Genomic DNA, 17,586 nt, shown 5'->3' on the forward strand with positions numbered 1-17,586 from the left:
TCTTGCTTCAGCGCCGGTTCCTGTTTTTGCCTATGGTCGGATGCTGAACCATTGGAAGGAGATTTGCCGGGCAGAGCGGACTTGACATCTTTGGGGTGCCGGATCGGATTCTGATGACTATGTTCCTCAGCCGGTCTTTTCGACTTGATACGCATGGCAGGCTAAGTTCTCACGCTAGATATCGCCTAAGGACCGCATTAAGCTTGGCGGCATTCCAAATTCTCCCAATAAGAGGATAAGAAAAGCCCAAATGATAAGCCGACCGGCATTCGTCGAACAACGAACTGAGATTCATCATCTCAAAGTCAGAGACGGGTCCATCACCGAGCAATTCCTCGACATCCACGAAGGCCATCTCGTGTCGCATTAACGCCCCATAGTGCTCCGGAAGCCGTGGAAATACAAAGGCGTCGCTCAATCCAAGTTTGATAAGGCTCGTCCGCATAAGAAACCTGTCGTGCCTAAATTCTCGTGGCAGGGCGCGACAGAAGTCGATGACAGTTGGCGAACAGAGCGGATTAATTGCCCAAATTCCGCGACGCATGAACATGTCCGCACGTGCGCACCCTGCGACAACGGACGAGGTGCAAACGGTCCCAGGCACTTCCCATTCCTGACTGGTGTAAGTATTCTCCATCATCAATTCATCGCCACCGATCCCAGCGATTAGGAGATCGAATTGCGCGTTACCGAGTGCATCAATGGCTTTGACACATGCTGGGCGATGATTGTCATCGAACGCCGAAATGGAAGATTCATCCATTCGAAGTCCTGCGAAGGGCGGAAAGGCGTTGGCATTAGCCTCAGAGTCTTTAAGGCCTACCAGTTCGATGAGCTCACGGCGCCGTAGCGCCTGTTGATCTCCAGCGATCCCGACCTGCAATAATCCGTAGGAGTAAACTTCCGGAAGTGAGGTAGCGGCGACGATTGCCAAAAGGCTAGAGTCCAAACCGCCACTGACTTCGACCAAAGACTTTTTCGATTTGGTCCTGAAACGGCTTAACTGTTGGGATAACAAATCGGTGAACGCCTTAGATATATTAGCGTTGTGCAGGACTGGCGTAGACCCCAAGATATCTCGCTCAGGCGCTGATTTGAAAGTAAGACCGCTCGAATTAAAGTGAACTTCCTCGCCGGGCCAGAAGTTAAACGTAGATTCGATGACTTGGTCCCGAATCCGCGTTGCGCCATGATCGATGAAAATCTTGCAAGCCGTTAAATTCGGTCGTGGATCTATAAGGGCTGCAACAGCTTGCTCATAGCGCCACGTTATAACCAGCCGGTCCTCTTGGATTGCAACATAGATAGGCGAGGTTCCGGTATAGGTGCGTGCTGCGATAACCTCCGCCCCTCCAGGGTCGCGGCGAACACAGATGGCAATCCCTTCATAATCGACGAATGAGCGATAAGCGTCCATCCTCGCCGTCGCTCCCTGTGTCGCTGCAAAAGGATCTCGGCCTTCACCAATCCAATAAAAATCCCCCTCATCAGAGCCAGAGTTTTCAACGTGCAAATGGGGAGACTCGAAAGCATTAAGGGAGCGTTCGTAAAACCCGATAATGTTTTTGCACCCCTCCACGTTTCTGGAGATTTCGTTTAGTCCAATACAGAGATCGAGCATAAATATTTGATTTCGTATAAATAAGACTTGCCCCACCCAACCAGACCCAAGTGGCAAGATAGGAAGAAAAAGCCTTCGTCAATAACTAAAATGAGGCCGAAGCAAATCAAGCTTCGACCCCAAAATATTCAGCTCGCCATTTGATCGGCTGCGATTACGTTTGAACTCATACTGTTCCACTCGCGAGATTGATTATCCACACCGCCGAGGTTCTTGTATCCACCTCCGACTTGCACCAGCTCCTCGCCTTTCAAGACGCGGGGTGAGCGCGAAAACACGCTATTAAATTTATGCTGAGAAGCTTTATTCATCCTCAAGTTCCTTTAGTTACAGAACCCATAGCATTTCAGTAATTGAAATCTATATGGGCACATCAGTGCTAATGATTCTTAAGTCAAAGTAAACTAGGTAAATTACACTAGGATTGAGGAAAATTTTAATATTTGACCTAATGGGTTGATCGCTCGGTAGTTGGGAAAGAGTAAGCCCGCATTATATCCAACGAGGGTTTCCATCAGCGAGAAATAATTCCCTTGATCAATTTTAGCCTGAAGCGCAGCACAGTTGATAAAGCAGAGCTAGGAAATTCTTTGCGCACCGTCAGCTTTGCTTGGCGTCGGTCACCCGAAGCAGAGCGAGCATGATCTCCAAAATGTTCTGAGCTCAAACCACTGAGCTAAGCAGAATTCCAAATAAATTTTTGAGTGAGTGGGCCGAGAAATTCGCAATCATCTATCCAACATCTTCTCGAAAATAACTCTAATCTCGCAATTTTTTGTCCCTCGTTCTTTCTACAGTAGAATTACGCCCGGCAGAGGAGCGAATGTGTGCGGTAAACACGGGACCTGCTTCCCACTCCCGTTTCTCGGCGTCGACGTAGGATATCGCATAGCGATGCTTTCATTACGAATTGTCGTATCAATGGGATACGAGAATGATAATTCCAGGCTGTCCAAGTATGGGCTCTTGAGCGGGACCGGCCTGCTTTCCTTCGCCACCTCCGTGGTGGAGCGATACTACGGCCAAGTTGGCGGTTTGGAATAATGAGTCAAAGAAGTTCACGCTAATAAAACCCGCAACGAAGACGTTAAGATGCGATCATTCAGCGCTGAATTGGTGAAGACTGCCAACACGGCCGAGATCCAGTCCAGGCAGGCTTTGATTGTTCAGAAAATTGCAGAACTTAAGCCGATACTGGAAGACGCATTCAGTTTCGTGAGTAAAATCGAAATCGCCCGGCATGAGCTTCACGATGATTTTGGTCGACTGCGGGAATACGTAGCCAAATTTGGGTCGGATTGGGACAGAGTAGCAAGATAGCAGAGTCAGCTATCCGCACTTTCACTGCCAGAAACGGACAGTCCGCAAGCGGCCCAATTGCGGGCGCGAGATATCACCCAACTCTTCCGTGACGGGCAAGGAAATCGATAACGATCTCGACACGTCTGGGAAGGTTTGCTGCCCGGCCGGTATAGACGATGTGAAATGGTTCGGTGAAGGTTAGCGCCGGGTCTAGCACGGAGAGATGGCCGCTATTTAGCATATCGTCTATGGAGAAACGCGGGACAAACCCTTGGGCCGACCCTGCCCGGACCGCCGCGATAATCGTCGCGCCATCATCTGCGAGAAAGGGAGGCGGGTCCCTGTGCCACTTCGTGTCGGCACGGGCGTAGGAGAGACCGAAAAAGGGCAGACTGGCGTCGCTGCCCGCGTTCACCAGCTCCACCTCACCCAGCGATCGGGTGAATAGACTGGAATCGGGTAGTGAACCGGCCCTGATCGCAAGATCCATACCTGCTTCGGCCAGCGGCGAAACACGGTCGGACAGGCAAAGTTCGATGCTTATCGCTGGATGTTCTGCATGGAACCGATCCAAGAAGGGCGCGAGAATATAGCTCGCATAAACCGCGCTGGTCGCAATCCGGACCAGTCCCTCGGGCCGATCCTTTGCCATATCGCGTTCCAGGGCGGATAATTCGGCCACGATCGTCCGCCCGCGCCCGGCGAAGGCCTCGCCCGCCTCGGTTGGCGTTACATGGCGGGTGCTGCGATGGAAAAGCATGACGCCGAGCCGTTTTTCAAGGCGTGCAATCGCTTTACTGACGGCGGATGCAGTGCGGCCAGTGCTGCGGGCGGCTTCGGAAAAGCTGCCGCTATCGATCACGGCGATCACCAGTTCGAGCTCAGCAAGGCGATTGTTGGGTGCGATCATCGATGAATTCAATTCACAGCAGCTGGTCGAAACCATAGCCTAATATCATAAGCCCGTGCGGACTATCCAACGGTTCCTCCACACGCCGGGACCGCCGATGACCGATTGCACACACCCTTCCCTCCCATCGACCGCGATGACCGACCATGCCCACCCCTCCCCTGCCAACCGGCGTGGCCTGATCGCGCTGGCGGCGGGATCGTTCGGGATCGGGCTGACCGAATTCGTCATCATGGGCCTGCTGCCGCAGGTCGCGCGAAGCCTCGACGTCGGGATCGCGAGCGCAGGCCTGCTGGTGGCGGGTTACGCCCTGGGGGTCGTCTTCGGCGGCCCGGTGCTGACGCTGCTGACCGCCAGAGCGTCGCGCAAGATGGTGCTGCTGATGCTGATGGGTGTCTTCATGATCGGCAATCTCGCCTGTGCGCTCGCCCCGACATATACGGCCCTGATGCTGGCGCGGATCGTAACCGGGTTCGCGCATGGCACCTTCTTCGGCGTCGGCGCGATAGTGGCGCAGCAGCTGGTCCCGCCGGAGCGAAAAGGCTCGGCCATTGCGCTGATGTTCACCGGGCTGACGCTGGCTAACGTGCTCGGCGTGCCGTTCGGCACATGGATCGGACAGGCCTGGGGCTGGCGTGCGACCTTTCTGGTCATCTGCGTGCTCGGGATTTTCGCCCTCTCAGCGATCGCGCTGTGGGTGCCGCGGCTGCCGGTCGAACGCGCGCCGCGCAAGGCTCGCACCGAACTAGCGGCCATGCTGAGAAGGAGACCGCTGCTGGGCTTTGCGATGACGGTGCTGGGCTTTGCCGGCGTCTTTCTGTTGTTCACCTATATCGCGCCGGTGCTGACCCGTATGAGCGGGTTTGCGGACAGTGCAGTGGCGCTGCTGCTGCTGCTGTTCGGCGTTGGGCTGGTTAGCGGCAATCTGGCTGGCGGATGGCTGGCCGACCGGAACCTGCGCCGCGCGGTCCTCGGCACGCTGCTGGCGCTGGCGGCGACGCTGATCCTATCGCGCTGGGCCTTCGGCTCCATGCCCGGAGCGGCGCTGGCGATCGCGATGTTCGGCGCGGTGGCGTTCGGCACCGTCGCTCCGCTGCAGGCGTGGACGATCCGGCAGGCGCGCGGCGCGGACGAGGCGCTCGCCTCCACCTTCAACATCTCCGCCTTCAATCTGGGCAACGCCATCGGCGCATGGATCGGCGGCCTCGTGCTGAGCGCCGGATGGGGCCTGCCCGCCCTCTTCTTCGTCGCCGCAGTCCCGCCGGGACTGGCTGCGGCCATCGCTTTCCTCACCATCGAACCGGAGACCACGCCATGACAGCTCGCAGGCCGCTTGCCGCGACACTTCCTCTCGCCCTTACCGCGATGATCCCCCAAGTATGTCATGCCCAGACCGCTGACCCGCGTGCCGATCAATGGGTTCCGCTGTGGACGGCCAGCCCGCAGCGTGTGTGGGACGACGAGAATTCCTTCTTCGAAACGGGGCTTCCTGCGCAGATCGAGGGGGTGGCGGTCGACCAGCCGCTCACGCTCGCGCTGCCGAGCGACCGTGTCCGGATCGAGTTCTCCAACCGCTACGGGGCAAGTCCGCTCGAGCTGGCGGACGGGACGGTGCGCTGCCTCGATGCAGGCGAGGGGAAAACCATCGCACCGCTCACCTTCGCGCAGTCGGCGCGCGTAAGCGCACCGGCCGGCGCGACCGCGCTCAGCGACCCGGTTGCCATGAATGGCTGCCGCAGGATCGCCGTGCGGATTCGCTTTGCCGGAGAAAACGGCGGCGACTTCCACTGGGACGCGCGCGAGACGAGCCGCTTCGTGACCGCCGATGGGGCAGAGGGCACGATGACCGCCCGGCTCGCCCTGTCGGCCGTCTATGGCGATGTTGACGCGCGCGAAGTCGTGGTGGCGCTGGGCGATTCGATTACCGATGGCAACGGCGCGCAGGTGGATGCGATGGCCCGCTGGCCGGACTATCTGGCGCAGGATCTTGCCCCGCAGAACATCGTGGTGGTGAACGCCGGGATCTCGGGCAATCGCCTGCTCTCGCCGGGCATGGGGGAGCCGGCGCTGGAACGCATCGCGAGCGAGGTCTTCGCGCTGCCGAGGGCGGACACGGTGGTGGTCCTGATCGGGACCAACGACATCGCCTGGCCCGGCACGCCCTTCCGACCCGACGAGCCTATGGTCACGCTCGAGGCGTTGCAGGACGGGGTGCGCAGCTTGATCGCGCAGGCGGAGCTTCACGGCACCCGGATGATCCTCTCCACCATCGCGCCCTTCGGCGATGCGCTGCCCGGCACACCGATGGAGGGCAATTACTGGACGCCCGAAAAGGACGCGCTGCGCCGCGCGTTCAACGACTGGCTGCGCGCCCATCAGGGATCGGCCACGCTGTTCGATCTCGATCGCCTGCTCGCCCACCCGGCCGATCCGGTCCGGCTTCTCCCCGCCTACGACAGCGGCGACCGGCTGCATCCGGGCGCGCAGGGCAACCGTGCGATCGCCGATGCGTTGGTGACACTCATCCAGTCAGGAGACAGACATTGAAACTCGACCTTTCGGGCCGTTCGGCCCTCGTGACCGGTTCCACCGCCGGGATCGGCTTCGCAGCCGCCAAGGCGCTGGCCGAATGCGGCGCGCGCGTATTCGTCAACGGGCGCGATGAAGGCCGCACCACCGAGGCGGCCGGGCGAATAGCGGCGGGCGCGCAGCCCGTGGCCGGCGATGTCGGCACGGCACAAGGGTGCAAGGCGATCCACGCCGCCACCGGCCCGGTCGACATCCTCGTCAACAATGCCGGGATCTTCGAGCCGGCCGACTTCTTCGATACCGACGACGAGACATGGGATCGCCACTGGCAGGTCAATGTGATGAGCGCGGTGCGCCTGTCGCGCGCCTATGCCCCGGCGATGGTCGACAAGGGCTGGGGCCGGATCGTGATGCTGGGCTCCGAAAGCGCGTTCAACATCCCGGCCGAGATGATCCATTACGGCGTGAGCAAGACTGCCGACGTCGCCTTCGCGCGCGGCCTTGCGAAACGGCTGGCGGGGACCGGGGTGACGGTCAACTCGGTCCTGCCCGGCCCGACGCTGTCCGAAGGGCTGGAAGAGATGCTCGCCGATAAAGCCGCGCAGAGCGACAAGCCGCTGGAGGAGGTCGCCGCCGACTTCGTGATGGAGAACCGCCCGACCTCGATCATCCAGCGTGCGGCAAGCGTGGAGGAGGTGGCCAGTATGATCGCCTATGTCGCGTCGCCGCTGTCCAGCGCCACCACCGGCGCGTCGCTGCGCGTCGATGGCGGCGTGGTGGACAGCATCTAGCGGCGCACGAGCTCAGCCGGCGAGGATGGCCTGCGCCAGTTCTGCGGGATGCGTCAGCGCGACCATGTGCGGGGCGTCGGGAATGACGGTGATATCGGCGCCAAGCCGTCGCATCAGTTCGGGCGGGGTCGATCGGTCGACCTCGCCCGCGATGATCGACACGGGCGGTTCGAGCGCGTCGAGCCTCTCTTCCAGCGCAAGCGTCGCCAGCACCCGCCAGGCCGCCGCCCATTCCTCTGGCGAGGCCGCGCGCACGCAGTTTCGTGCATAGCGGGTCGGCCAGTCGTTGCGGGCGAGATCGCCGGGCCGGAACCAGCGCGTCAGGCTCGGGATGATCTGCGCTTCCAGCCCGTCGTTCTCTGCCGCCTGCGCGCGCTCTTCGAAGGCGGGAAACGACCATGCCGTCGCCGCGATCACGGTCAGGCCGCCGGCCAGATCGGGCCGCTGCAAGCCCAGTTCGAGCGCGATCGATCCGCCCAGCGACAGGCCGGTGACATGCGCCCGACCGATACCCAGCCGTTCGAGCAGGTCCGCGACGTCTGCCGCGTAATGCGCCAGATCGGCGACATGCGGTGCGCCTGCCGCTGCGCCGAAGCCGCGCAGGTCGATCGCGATGACGCGGTAGCGCGCGGTGAGATGGGGAATGACGCGCGACCACATGCGCCAGTCCAGCCCCAGCGCATGCAGCAGGACCATCGGCGGTTTCTCACCGCCGCTGTCGAACAGCGCGGTCGTGTGATCGCGCAGCGCGAAGGGGCGCGCGGTGAGCAGTATTTCCCCGCGTTCGGCGGCAACCTCTTCGACGATCCGTGCCATCGTGAGTGCGCGCGGATAGCCAGCATAGACCGAAACATGCTCCGCGCTGGCCATGATCTCGCCGGGCGACAGGCCGCAATCGAGGGCGAAGCCGATATGCGTGCGCAGCTGCGCCTCGCACCCGCCCAGCGCGCCGAGCATGGCGATCGTCTCCAGCTCGCGCTCGGCCACGCCCAGCGCGGCATCGGCGATGACCGACCCGAACGCATGGGTGACCAAGTTGTCCGCCAGGCGCCGGGAGCGGGCGGCGGTGGCGGACAGGATGCCGTCCATCGCGCCGCCGGTGACCCGCCGCATCGCCAGCGCGCCGATCTTTGCCGACTGGTCGGGAAGGTCTGCGAACACACTCATGCGTTCACCCCCTTCATCCCTTCGGCGGTGTAGCGTTCACCGACGAAGGTGCCCGGGGCATAGGCGCTATCGAGCCGGTCGATATCGTCGGCGGACAGGGTGAGGCTGGCTGCGGCGATGTTCTGTTCGAGATAGGCCAGCCGCTTGGTGCCGGGAATCGCGAACACGCCCTTGGCCAGCACCCATGCCAGCGCAACCTGCGCCGGGGTCGCCTCGCGCCGGTCGGCAATGGCCGAGAGGGTTGCGAGGCGGGCCCTGTTGGCCTCCAGCGCGTCCTCGCCGAAGCGCGGCGCCTGCCGGCGGAAATCGTTTTCGGCGAGCGTTTCGCGGTCGATCGCGCCGGAGAGCAGTCCCCGGCCGAGCGGACTATAGGCGACGAAGGCCACCCCCAGCTCGCGGCAGGTGGGCAGGACCCCAGCCTCCATGTCGCGGGTGGTGAGCGAATATTCGCTCTGCACAGCGGCCACCGGATGGACCGCGTGGGCGCGCCGCAGGGTCTGGGCGGAAACCTCGCTCAGGCCGATGCGCGCGATCTTGCCTGCTGCGACCAGATCGGCGAGCACACCCATCGTCTCCTCGATGTCGCGACCGGCTTCGGCGCGGTGGATGTAATAGAGGTCGATCCGGTCGATTCCGAGGCGCCTCAGCGACGCATCGCAGGCCTGCCGGATGTAGTCCGGGCTGATGTCGATCGTCCGCGCATATTCGCCCGGCTGCTTGCGGATGCCGAACTTGGTCGCGACGAAGGCCTCTGCGCGCCCCTGCTTGAAGAAGCGCGCGAGCAGCTCTTCATTATGGCCATTGCCGTACATGTCGGCGGTATCGAAGATGCGGACGCCCAACTCGTAGGCGCGGTCGAGCACCGCCAGCGACTGCGCGTCGTCGGTCTCGCCGTAGAATTCGGACATGCCCATGCAGCCCAGGCCAAGCTGGGGGAGCTGCGGGCCGTCAGTGCCGAGGGGAAGCGGGGGGATCATGATGAAGGCTCCTGTGTGGGTCTGTGCGCCATTCTAGGCCTTTGGCAGCGCCGCGAAATTGCATGCTTTTGCACTCCACCTGTGCAAAAACGATCAGATGAACTGGGATGATCTGCGCATTCTCGCCGCGCTGGAACGCGAGGGATCGCTGGCAGCCACCGCGCGGCGACTGGGCGTAAACCATGCGACCGTCTCACGCCGCATTGCCGCTCTGGAGGACGATCTGGGGCAGCAGCTGATCCGCCGCCTCGCGCGCTCGACGCCGCTGACCGAGAAGGGGCGGGAAATCGCGGCCATCGCGCAGGAGATGGAACACAGCGCGCTGAAGGTCGCGCGCGCAGGCCATGCCGCGCAGGGCACGCTGACGGGAACGGTGCGCCTGACCGCCCCGCCCGTCCTCGTGAGCCAGATCATCATTTCCGCCATGGGCACGCTGCGCTCCGCCCATCCAGACTTGCGGATCGTCCTCTCCGCCAATTCCCATATTGCCTCGCTCGATCGCGGGCAGGCGGACCTGGCCGTGCGGATGGTCGAACCGCAGGGGCAGCAGAACATCGTGCGCCGGATCGGGCAGGTCGATTTCGCCCTCTATGCAAGCGCGCGGATCGCGAAGCAGCCGCCGGCGGAATGGCGCTTCATCGCCTTCGACGAAACCCTCGCCCATGTCGCCCAGCAGCGCTGGCTGGAGGAATATGCGGGCGACCGCCCGCTCGACCTGCTGACCGGCGATTTCCACTCGCAGTTCGCGGCCGCGCGCGCCGGGCTGGGGGTGGCGCTGCTGCCCTGCATCATGGGCGATGCCTGCCCGGAAATTGTGCGCGTAGCGCCGGAGCAGCCTGAAGACAGGCCGGTATGGTTGGTCATTCACGCAGACCTCCGCGACGCCCCCGCCGTTCGGGCCGTCACCAATTTCCTGGTCAATGTCTTCGAGAAGCGCCGCTGAGGACCCCAGACTTATTGCGACAGCAAAGTCCTGTTCGCTGGCGGGAAAACGTCAGCTTGCTCGCGATTCCAAATCAAAAGTGGACAGTCCGCTGTCGGCCCACAAGTCGCGACCTCTTTTGCGTTTCTCCCACGGCCAATCAGGGCCGAGGAGAAATGCAATGGGACACTCACGCTATGATGGAGTTACGCGGCACCGTCCGGCTTGGAATGCCGGCAAGAATGTTGGAACGAAGCGTCCGCTAACGCAGAAGCAGATTTGGGCTATCCGCTTTCATCTCGATCGGGAAGGACGATTGAGGGATAAAACCCTGTTCGATCTTGCCATCGATAGCAAGCTGCGCGGATGCGATCTGGTGAAGATCAAGATCGGTGATGTGGTCGCGGGCACCGACATTCGCAATCGCGCAACCGTCATCCAGCAGAAGACTAATCGGCCTGTGCAATTCGAGATCACGGCCGATGTGCGAGCCACATTACTAGCGTGGTTGGAACGCCGGGGCGGCTCTACAAGCGACTATCTATTCCCCAGCCGCGTTGATCACGCTGGCCACATGAGCACGCGACAGTATGCGCGTCTGGTCGATGAATGGGTAACGGCGATTGGACTGCGCAAAGCGGAATACGGGACACACTCTCTTCGACGGACGAAGGCGGCCATGATCTACCGCGCAACCGGCAACATCCGAGCTATCCAAATACTGCTCGGCCATACGAAGATCGAAAACACTGTGCGCTATTTAGGCGTCGATGTTGAAGACGCTTTACTCTTGGCAGAGCGAACTGAAATCTAGCCAAAGAAGCGGTCGTTCGGCAGGCCTGATCGACCGCTTCCAGGTTGTCTGACATCTGCGCTGATCGTCAGCGATTGGGTGGGGCGCGGACAGTCTTGTTTCGGGTCTGGAGAGCTGACGTTCGATGAGTTCTGTCAACTTTTAGGTCTGTCGGCTCATCGCAAAACTAGCCGCTCATTTGGATCAGGTCCGGTTCACTCATGGGGCAGTAACGTAATAAAGCCAGAGTTATCGAGAGGAGATCTGATGATGCATCGTCCTGCGATTATAGCCGCTGGTATAGCGGCCCTAGCGAGCGCCACCGCTGTACAAGCGCAAATGGCACCAGAAGCTGTCGCTGCGTTGCAAGAGCCGGTAGCGGTCGAGCGGAAGAACAATGTCGAGACGATTCCACTCGTTCCGCATATGGGCAAATTTGCGATCCAAGCGGCGTTGAACGGACACGCGCGCAGCTTCGTCTTTGACACGGGTTCTCCCACCCTGATTTCGAGAGACTTTGCCGACGAGTTGAACCTTACCGTCATCGGATCGAACACAGGACGGGACGCGAACGGGCGAGCGGTCACGACCGAGATTGCGGTTGTCGAGCAACTGACCATTGGCGGATTGACCTTTTCGAACGTGCCGGTGCTGATTGCGGATTTCAATCTGTCCGATCCGGATGGATGTTTCTTTGATGGCGGGGTGATCGGCTCCGAGATATTTCCGGGAAGTGTCTGGCATATCGACGGCGAGGCGCAGACCATGCAGATCGCTGGCAATATCGAAGATATTTCCGGGCTAGAGTACACGACAGCGGTCGCCGTTACGCAACTTCACCTCGGCTCCTATCCTTATGCTCCCGTTTTCGACTACGCCTTCGGCGCATTCGAGGATCGCGCGCTTTTCGACACCGGCAATTCCGATACGCTCGTTCTTTTCGACCAGGTGATTCAGGATCGGCGCATTCAGCGGTCGATAGTATCCGACAGCCTACATAAAGGTCGCGGGTCACACGGCGTTTCCGCCGGAGGCATGGGCTCTGCGAATGATCTGCTCAGGTTCGAAGTGGAGAATCTGAAAGTCGGTTCGCTGCTTCCTCCCCTCTCCGCAACGACCCGCAATGCGCCACCGTCCCTGATCGGTCTGGGCATATTGGACCGCTACAATGTCACCTTGGATTATCCGGGCGAGCGCCTCCTGTTAAGCGAACGCGCTGCTCCGGCAATCCGCGCCGAGCACCCCGGATATGCGATTATGGTGGTGGAAGGGGCGGCAAGGGTCGTTCAGCTTTTCGAAGGTTCATCTGCGCAACGCGCAGGGTTAGAGCTCGGAGACGAAGTCATTGCGATAGATGGCCATTCGCTTCTTGGGCGAGAGGAGCCTTGCAACGTTGTGCAGTGGCTGGTGGAAGAGCATCCGACTTCTTCTGCCGAAAAAGTGACCGTAGTTCGGAATGGCCAGTCGGTAGTACTTAGCCTTGGACATGAATGATCGCAGGGGCATGATCGAAGATTGAACGTATTCAGGTAGATTTCGTCGAATAAAGAACGACCGCAATCGGGTCGTTATCTGCCGGTCATGGTCTTCACGCAGTTCTTCGGGGAGAGAAGCATAGCGGGCCTGGGCCTGCATATAGCCAGCGAATAGCTAATCTGCACGATGGCTATATGGAAATACATGATCATGAAGAACCCGGCCGCTGCATTAAAGTACGCATCCCCGCGCGCTGACCCTGTTCGCGGAATTTTATCGATTGCTCGTCAGGCCGCCGGGGGTCGACCGGCGCATTAAAAAATATTCTTCTCGTCGTTCGGCAACCCTGTCACAGACGCACCTTATTCCGAGCTAAAATCCCCCATACAATATTTAGGTTTTGTTAATTATAGGCTAGAAGCGTTAGATCAGAAGATCGGTAGGGGTCGCCACCATGCAGTCCGAAAAAAATTTGCGTGCTCGTAGATTAATCGGCAATCTGGGTCTGGTCGTTCTGCTTGCATTAGCTTTCGGTATTTTTGCCTGGATCGGTATCAGCCTCACACGCGAGAGTGGCCGCGTAGCTGCACTCTGGATCCCTAATGCTATCGTCGTGGCTGCTATCCTGCGTGCAGACAGGCGTACTTCCATCCAATTTCTGCTTGCCGCATTCATCGCGAATTGTGCTGCTAATCTCGCTGCAGGTGACGGCGTTGCGCTGGCTCTTGGTCTTAGCTTCACCAATACTGCCGAAATTTTGATGGTCCTTGTGGCCCTTCACCTTTTACATCCCGAGCCGTACGATATGAGCAGGCTTTACGACCTGTCACGGCTCGTTCTGGCCAGCATCCTTGCACCCGCACTTTCCGCCTGCATCGCAGCGGTGATATTGGCCTCGCCAGGCACAGTCTTCTCACCGCAGGTCTGGTTTTCTTGGGCGGCTGCCGACGGGCTCGGATTGCTGATCGTCACGCCGGTTGTGCTTATTGGGATCGATGCCTGGCGCCTCCGCCGCAGGCCTAGCCTTGGCGAGATGAGAGAGTGGGCAATATCCATCCTGATCGCCCTGGCCGTAAGCATCGCCATATTTGCACAGACGCAATACCCTTTCCTTTTCCTCGTCTGCCCAATTCTCATCGTGGCTGCCTTTCGCACGGGCATCACTGGCACGGCTGTGGCGGTGATGATTGTTTCAATCGTCGCATGGGTCGCCACCATGCTCCAGTCGGGCCCAATTATGCTCGTCCGGGGCGATTTGCCGACGAAACTGGTCGTTTTGCAACTGTTTCTCGCCAGCAGCTTTCTCATGGCCCTGCCGGTGGCCGCGGCATTGGCCGGCCTTGCCGAAACACGCAGGGAGCTGCGCGCAAGCAGAGATTCGGCCCGGTCTATCCTGGAGAATATGAGAGAGGTCATCTTTCGGACTGATGCACAGGGCCGCTGGGTTTTCCTGAACCCGGCGTGGGAGGACCTGACGGGCTATACCGTCGAAGAAAGCCTGGGTTGGCGCACCACGAAATTGCTGGAACCAGAATTTCTGGAAGAAGCCCAAGTTATTTACCCGAAACTGGCCTCCGGGGAGATGTGCGAATGCCAGCTCGAACAAAAGTTTACGGATGCCGACGGCACCAGCCATTCGATCTTGGTGAATGTCCGGCGGCTGACCGATGAAAATGGAAATTTTATCGGTACAGCGGGAAATCTGCGCGACATAACCCTTCGTAAGGGTGCAGAAGAACGTTTGCGGGAGAGCGAGGAAAGATTCCGGCTGCTGGCCGAGGCCGCGCCAGTGGGCATTTTCCAGACGGGCCCGGATAACCAGCTGTCTTATGTTAACTCTGCCTGGACCCACATGTCCGGGCTTACCCTCGAACGGGCGCAGAACGATGGCTGGACCAGCGCGATGACGCCTGAGGACGCAGAGCGGATATCTGCGGGATGGGCAAAAGCAGCCGAATTGTCGACCGATTACCGTAGCGAGTTCCGGTGGCAACACGAAGCTGGCGGCGAAACATGGGTCGATGTGCTGGTTCAGCCCATTAGGCGAAAAGATGGGGAGGTGATGGGCCACATCGGAGTGTCGATCGACATAACCGAACGCAAGCAGATGGAACTCGATCTTATCGAGGCGCGCCGCCGGGCCGAAGAAGCAGCCGAGGCCAAGTCTTCTTTCCTTGCGAATATGAGCCATGAATTACGCACACCCATGAACGGAGTTCTGGGCTTCACCGATTTGCTCCTTTCTGACCGGCTGACCGAAAGGCAGCGCAGGCACACGCAATTAATCGCCGATTCCGGGCAAGCGATGATGCGTCTGCTCAACGACATTCTCGATATTTCCAAGATCGATGCGGGCCAGATGCAAATCTCGGCCGAGCCGCTGGAGATACGCCACAAACTGCGCGGTTGTAAAAATCTGATGAACCCGCTGGCCGCACAAAAGGGCGTGGATCTCACGCTCGATATAGCCGCCGCGGTACCGCAATTCATTGTCGGGGATTCGCTCAGGCTGCGGCAGATCGTCCTGAACCTTTTGGGTAACGCCGTTAAATTCACCCATGAAGGGAGCATCTCTCTTTCGGCCGACATCGCGTCCGCAGGGCCCACCAAATCTTTGCGGATAGAAGTCGCAGACACGGGTATCGGCATTCCTGCTGACCGTCTCGACGCGGTATTCCAGAGCTTCTCTCAGGCAGAAACCACGACGGCGCGTAAATATGGTGGAAGCGGACTGGGCCTTACGATCAGCCACAACCTGGCAAAACTTATGGGTGGCTCGATCACCGTAGAGAGCAAAGAAGGAGAAGGGACGACCTTCACCGTGGTGCTACCACTTGTCGAAGCTAAGGCTCCGATGCTCAACCAGCTTGGTGACGAAGCGGTCAGCGCCATTCCGGCAAACATGAGCGCGCGTGTCCTTGTCGCCGAGGACAACGATATCAACCAGGAGCTCATCAAGGCGATGGCGCAGCGCATCGGCTTGGATGTCGATATAGCGGTCAACGGTCAGGAAGCGATCGACTTGGTCAAAGCCGCTCGGGCGGACGGCACACCCTACGATATGGTTCTTATGGACGTTCAGATGCCCATTGTTGATGGGCTGGAGGCAACTCGAAGATTACGAGCGGAAAAAATAGATGCGGACGAATTGCCGATCATCGCCCTGACAGCCAATGCCTACGCCGAAGATATCGAAGCGTGCCTCGCGGCGGGAATGCAAGCGCATCTTACGAAGCCGCTCAAGCTCAAGGGTTTGAGGGATATTGTAGAGCAATGGGGCCAAGGCAGGAAAACCCTGCCCGCCGCTGATGTCGGCATGCCGCTGCCTAGCACTTTGCAGGAGAAATACGCTGAGCGAAAGCGGGAAACCTTCGCGAAGATAGAGGCCAATTTAGGGTTGAACCGGATCGGCCAGAACGAACTCGATGAGCTAAAGGACCTGTTGCACAAGCTCGCCGGCACTGCCGGCCTTTTCGGTGATGATCGCCTTGGCGTACTTGCCTCGCAACTTGAACATGCGCTGCTTGCTGAACCAGCGCGGAGCGGGGACCTTCTGAAAGAAAGCCTTCCGCGCCTGAGAAAAGCGAGCTGAGCCAGAATTTGTGCCAGTCCGGGAAGGCCAGTGCCGAACGCCCGGATTCAGTCGCTTGATTGCGCCGCTATGCGGTGAATATTGACCTGATCATTTCGACGTCAGAACCACATTCCAATGGCTGCGGCGTTTACTCGGATCCGTACGGACGAGCAATGCGATTGCGACTGGCCTTACTTGAGCAGGCGATGGCTTATTTCAGGTTTCACGTCACAAACGAATGACGTCCGCATTGGGGCGGATGCGGACCGTCCGCTCTTGGCTTCACCTTCGGCAATGTAGACATCCACGGGCCTATAAGTCGGTGCGAGGCGTTACCATTACATGACCATGCATTACACGCGCACGGGGCGCGGAAAACCCCTTCTCCTTGTCCACGGATTGGGGGCAACCTCCGGCTCGTGGGACACGATCGCGCCTGCGCTTTCTCAAGTCCGGCAGGTTATTGCCATAGACCTGCCAGGCCATGGGCAGACACCTGAAGAGGCCGACAGCGGCACGTTCGACGGTCTCGCGCGCAGTCTGAACCAGTGGCTTGGCGCAGAGAATCTCACAGGTATTGATATGGTTGGCAGCTCGCTGGGAGCTCGCCTGGTGCTGGAGATGGCGCGGCGCGGCCAAGCGGGCGCAGTTGTCGCACTGGATCCGGGCGGCTTCTGGCAAGGATGGGAGCGCACCTTCTTCAAGACGACCATAACGCCATCGGTTGCCCTGGTTCGCGCGCTACGACCGGCGCTTTCTGCCATCACCGGAAATGTCGCCGGCCGGACCGCGCTTTTGGCCCAGCTCTCTGCAAGGCCGTGGGCGCTCGACCCGGCATTCGTCGCGCGCGAATTGAAGTCGTTGGCTGACACGCGCACCGTCAATTCGCTTGTGAAGGATCTCGCCAACGGCGCGATGCAGGAGGGTCCTGCAAAAACGGCTGCGCCAATTGTCATCGGCTGGGGACGAAAGGATCGGCTGTGTCTACCGCAGCAGGCGGATCGCGCGATCAAGGCTTTCCCTGAAGCGACGCTGCACTGGTTCGAGCGTAGCGGACACTTCCCGATGTGGGATCGGCCAGAGGAGACCGTTCGCGTGATACTGGATGCAACGAGCATCTAGGAACCGAAATAATACCGCAACTGGGTGATTAGCAAAACGAAGGCCTATGCAGGGACTGGCGCCATTGTAAGGTCCTTTGTGGGGCCGATAGCGGTCTGTCCGGTACTGGTGATTTGGCGCTACATAGCCGACATTCGGTTGGCGACCCATAAGCCCACATTCCCCTCCGGATGTCAGCTGTGCGCTCCGTGGCCGCCGTTCATCGTCACGCTGGCGTTTCTTGTTCGCAATGCGATGCGCGGATCGATCGCCGATTGTTCATTAGGAATACTACGGTGCTTTGACTGATCTGGAGCGTTTCTAGCGAATCAGCGTTAGAAGGTCGGCTCGCAATTCAGCGCTCGCTTTATCGATGATCGCATCAGTCCCGACCTTACCGCTCACCGCAATCACGCTGTCGGC

At 59.7% G+C, this 17,586-nt stretch carries 13 protein-coding genes; 8 read left to right on the forward strand and 5 right to left on the reverse strand.

Features of this window, described 5'->3' with window-relative positions; translation table 11 throughout:
• Positions 1-169 precede the first annotated feature (169 nt).
• The 3 genes from K3175_RS05740 to K3175_RS05750 form a co-directional block, all read right to left on the reverse strand.
• Positions 170-1,621 (reverse strand): hypothetical protein, encoded by a 1,452-nt coding sequence (locus K3175_RS05740; protein ID WP_221542445.1) that lies wholly within the window; start codon positions 1,619-1,621, stop codon positions 170-172.
• A 128-nt stretch (positions 1,622-1,749) separates the two neighbouring features.
• A complete protein-coding gene (locus K3175_RS05745) occupies positions 1,750-1,932 on the reverse strand; it encodes a hypothetical protein (protein WP_221542446.1) in 183 nt (60 codons plus the stop codon).
• Between the two features lie 1,082 nt (positions 1,933-3,014).
• On the reverse strand, positions 3,015-3,833 hold the full coding sequence (locus K3175_RS05750) for a LysR family transcriptional regulator (protein WP_221542447.1): 819 nt from the start codon (positions 3,831-3,833) through the stop codon (positions 3,015-3,017).
• A 136-nt stretch (positions 3,834-3,969) separates the two neighbouring features.
• On the opposite strand from K3175_RS05750, the gene K3175_RS05755 reads away from it, so the two are divergent.
• Genes K3175_RS05755 through K3175_RS05765 form a run of 3 tightly spaced genes read left to right on the forward strand, consistent with a single transcriptional unit; the run spans position 3,970 to position 7,153 of the window.
• Entirely contained in the window at positions 3,970-5,151 is a 1,182-nt protein-coding gene (locus K3175_RS05755; RefSeq protein ID WP_221542448.1) for an MFS transporter, read from the forward strand.
• The gene (locus K3175_RS05760; protein WP_221542449.1) at positions 5,148-6,380 is read left to right on the forward strand and encodes a GDSL-type esterase/lipase family protein; all 1,233 of its coding nucleotides are present in this window, start codon (positions 5,148-5,150) and stop codon (positions 6,378-6,380) included. Before K3175_RS05755 ends, K3175_RS05760 begins: the two co-directional genes overlap by 4 nt.
• Positions 6,377-7,153 (forward strand): SDR family NAD(P)-dependent oxidoreductase, encoded by a 777-nt coding sequence (locus K3175_RS05765; protein ID WP_221542450.1) that lies wholly within the window; start codon positions 6,377-6,379, stop codon positions 7,151-7,153. Before K3175_RS05760 ends, K3175_RS05765 begins: the two co-directional genes overlap by 4 nt.
• 12 nt (positions 7,154-7,165) lie before the next feature.
• Here K3175_RS05765 and K3175_RS05770 read toward each other — a convergent pair whose 3' ends face one another.
• Entirely contained in the window at positions 7,166-8,320 is a 1,155-nt protein-coding gene (locus tag K3175_RS05770) for an alpha/beta hydrolase (RefSeq protein WP_221542451.1), read from the reverse strand.
• Positions 8,317-9,297 (reverse strand): aldo/keto reductase, encoded by a 981-nt coding sequence (locus K3175_RS05775; RefSeq protein WP_221542452.1) that lies wholly within the window; start codon positions 9,295-9,297, stop codon positions 8,317-8,319. Before K3175_RS05775 ends, K3175_RS05770 begins: the two co-directional genes overlap by 4 nt.
• 97 nt (positions 9,298-9,394) lie before the next feature.
• On the opposite strand from K3175_RS05775, the gene K3175_RS05780 reads away from it, so the two are divergent.
• The 5 genes from K3175_RS05780 (at position 9,395) to K3175_RS05800 (ending at position 17,184) form a co-directional block, all read left to right on the forward strand.
• Complete coding sequence (locus K3175_RS05780) at positions 9,395-10,240, forward strand: LysR family transcriptional regulator (protein ID WP_247710752.1); 846 nt, start codon at positions 9,395-9,397, stop codon at positions 10,238-10,240.
• A gap of 160 nt (positions 10,241-10,400) precedes the next feature.
• Positions 10,401-11,033: a tyrosine-type recombinase/integrase gene (locus tag K3175_RS05785; RefSeq protein ID WP_221542454.1), complete on the forward strand. Its 633-nt coding sequence runs from the start codon at positions 10,401-10,403 to the stop codon at positions 11,031-11,033.
• A 246-nt stretch (positions 11,034-11,279) separates the two neighbouring features.
• Positions 11,280-12,506 (forward strand): aspartyl protease family protein, encoded by a 1,227-nt coding sequence (locus tag K3175_RS05790; RefSeq protein WP_221542455.1) that lies wholly within the window; start codon positions 11,280-11,282, stop codon positions 12,504-12,506.
• A gap of 436 nt (positions 12,507-12,942) precedes the next feature.
• Entirely contained in the window at positions 12,943-16,080 is a 3,138-nt protein-coding gene (locus K3175_RS05795) for a PAS domain S-box protein (protein ID WP_221542456.1), read from the forward strand.
• A 324-nt stretch (positions 16,081-16,404) separates the two neighbouring features.
• Positions 16,405-17,184 carry an alpha/beta fold hydrolase gene (locus K3175_RS05800; RefSeq protein ID WP_221542457.1) on the forward strand — a complete coding sequence of 260 codons (780 nt, stop codon included), beginning with the start codon at positions 16,405-16,407 and terminating at the stop codon, positions 17,182-17,184.
• Positions 17,185-17,586: the final 402 nt, after the last annotated feature.

It is taken from the genome of Qipengyuania aestuarii (assembly GCF_019711535.1).
Lineage (GTDB): Bacteria > Pseudomonadota > Alphaproteobacteria > Sphingomonadales > Sphingomonadaceae > Qipengyuania > Qipengyuania aestuarii.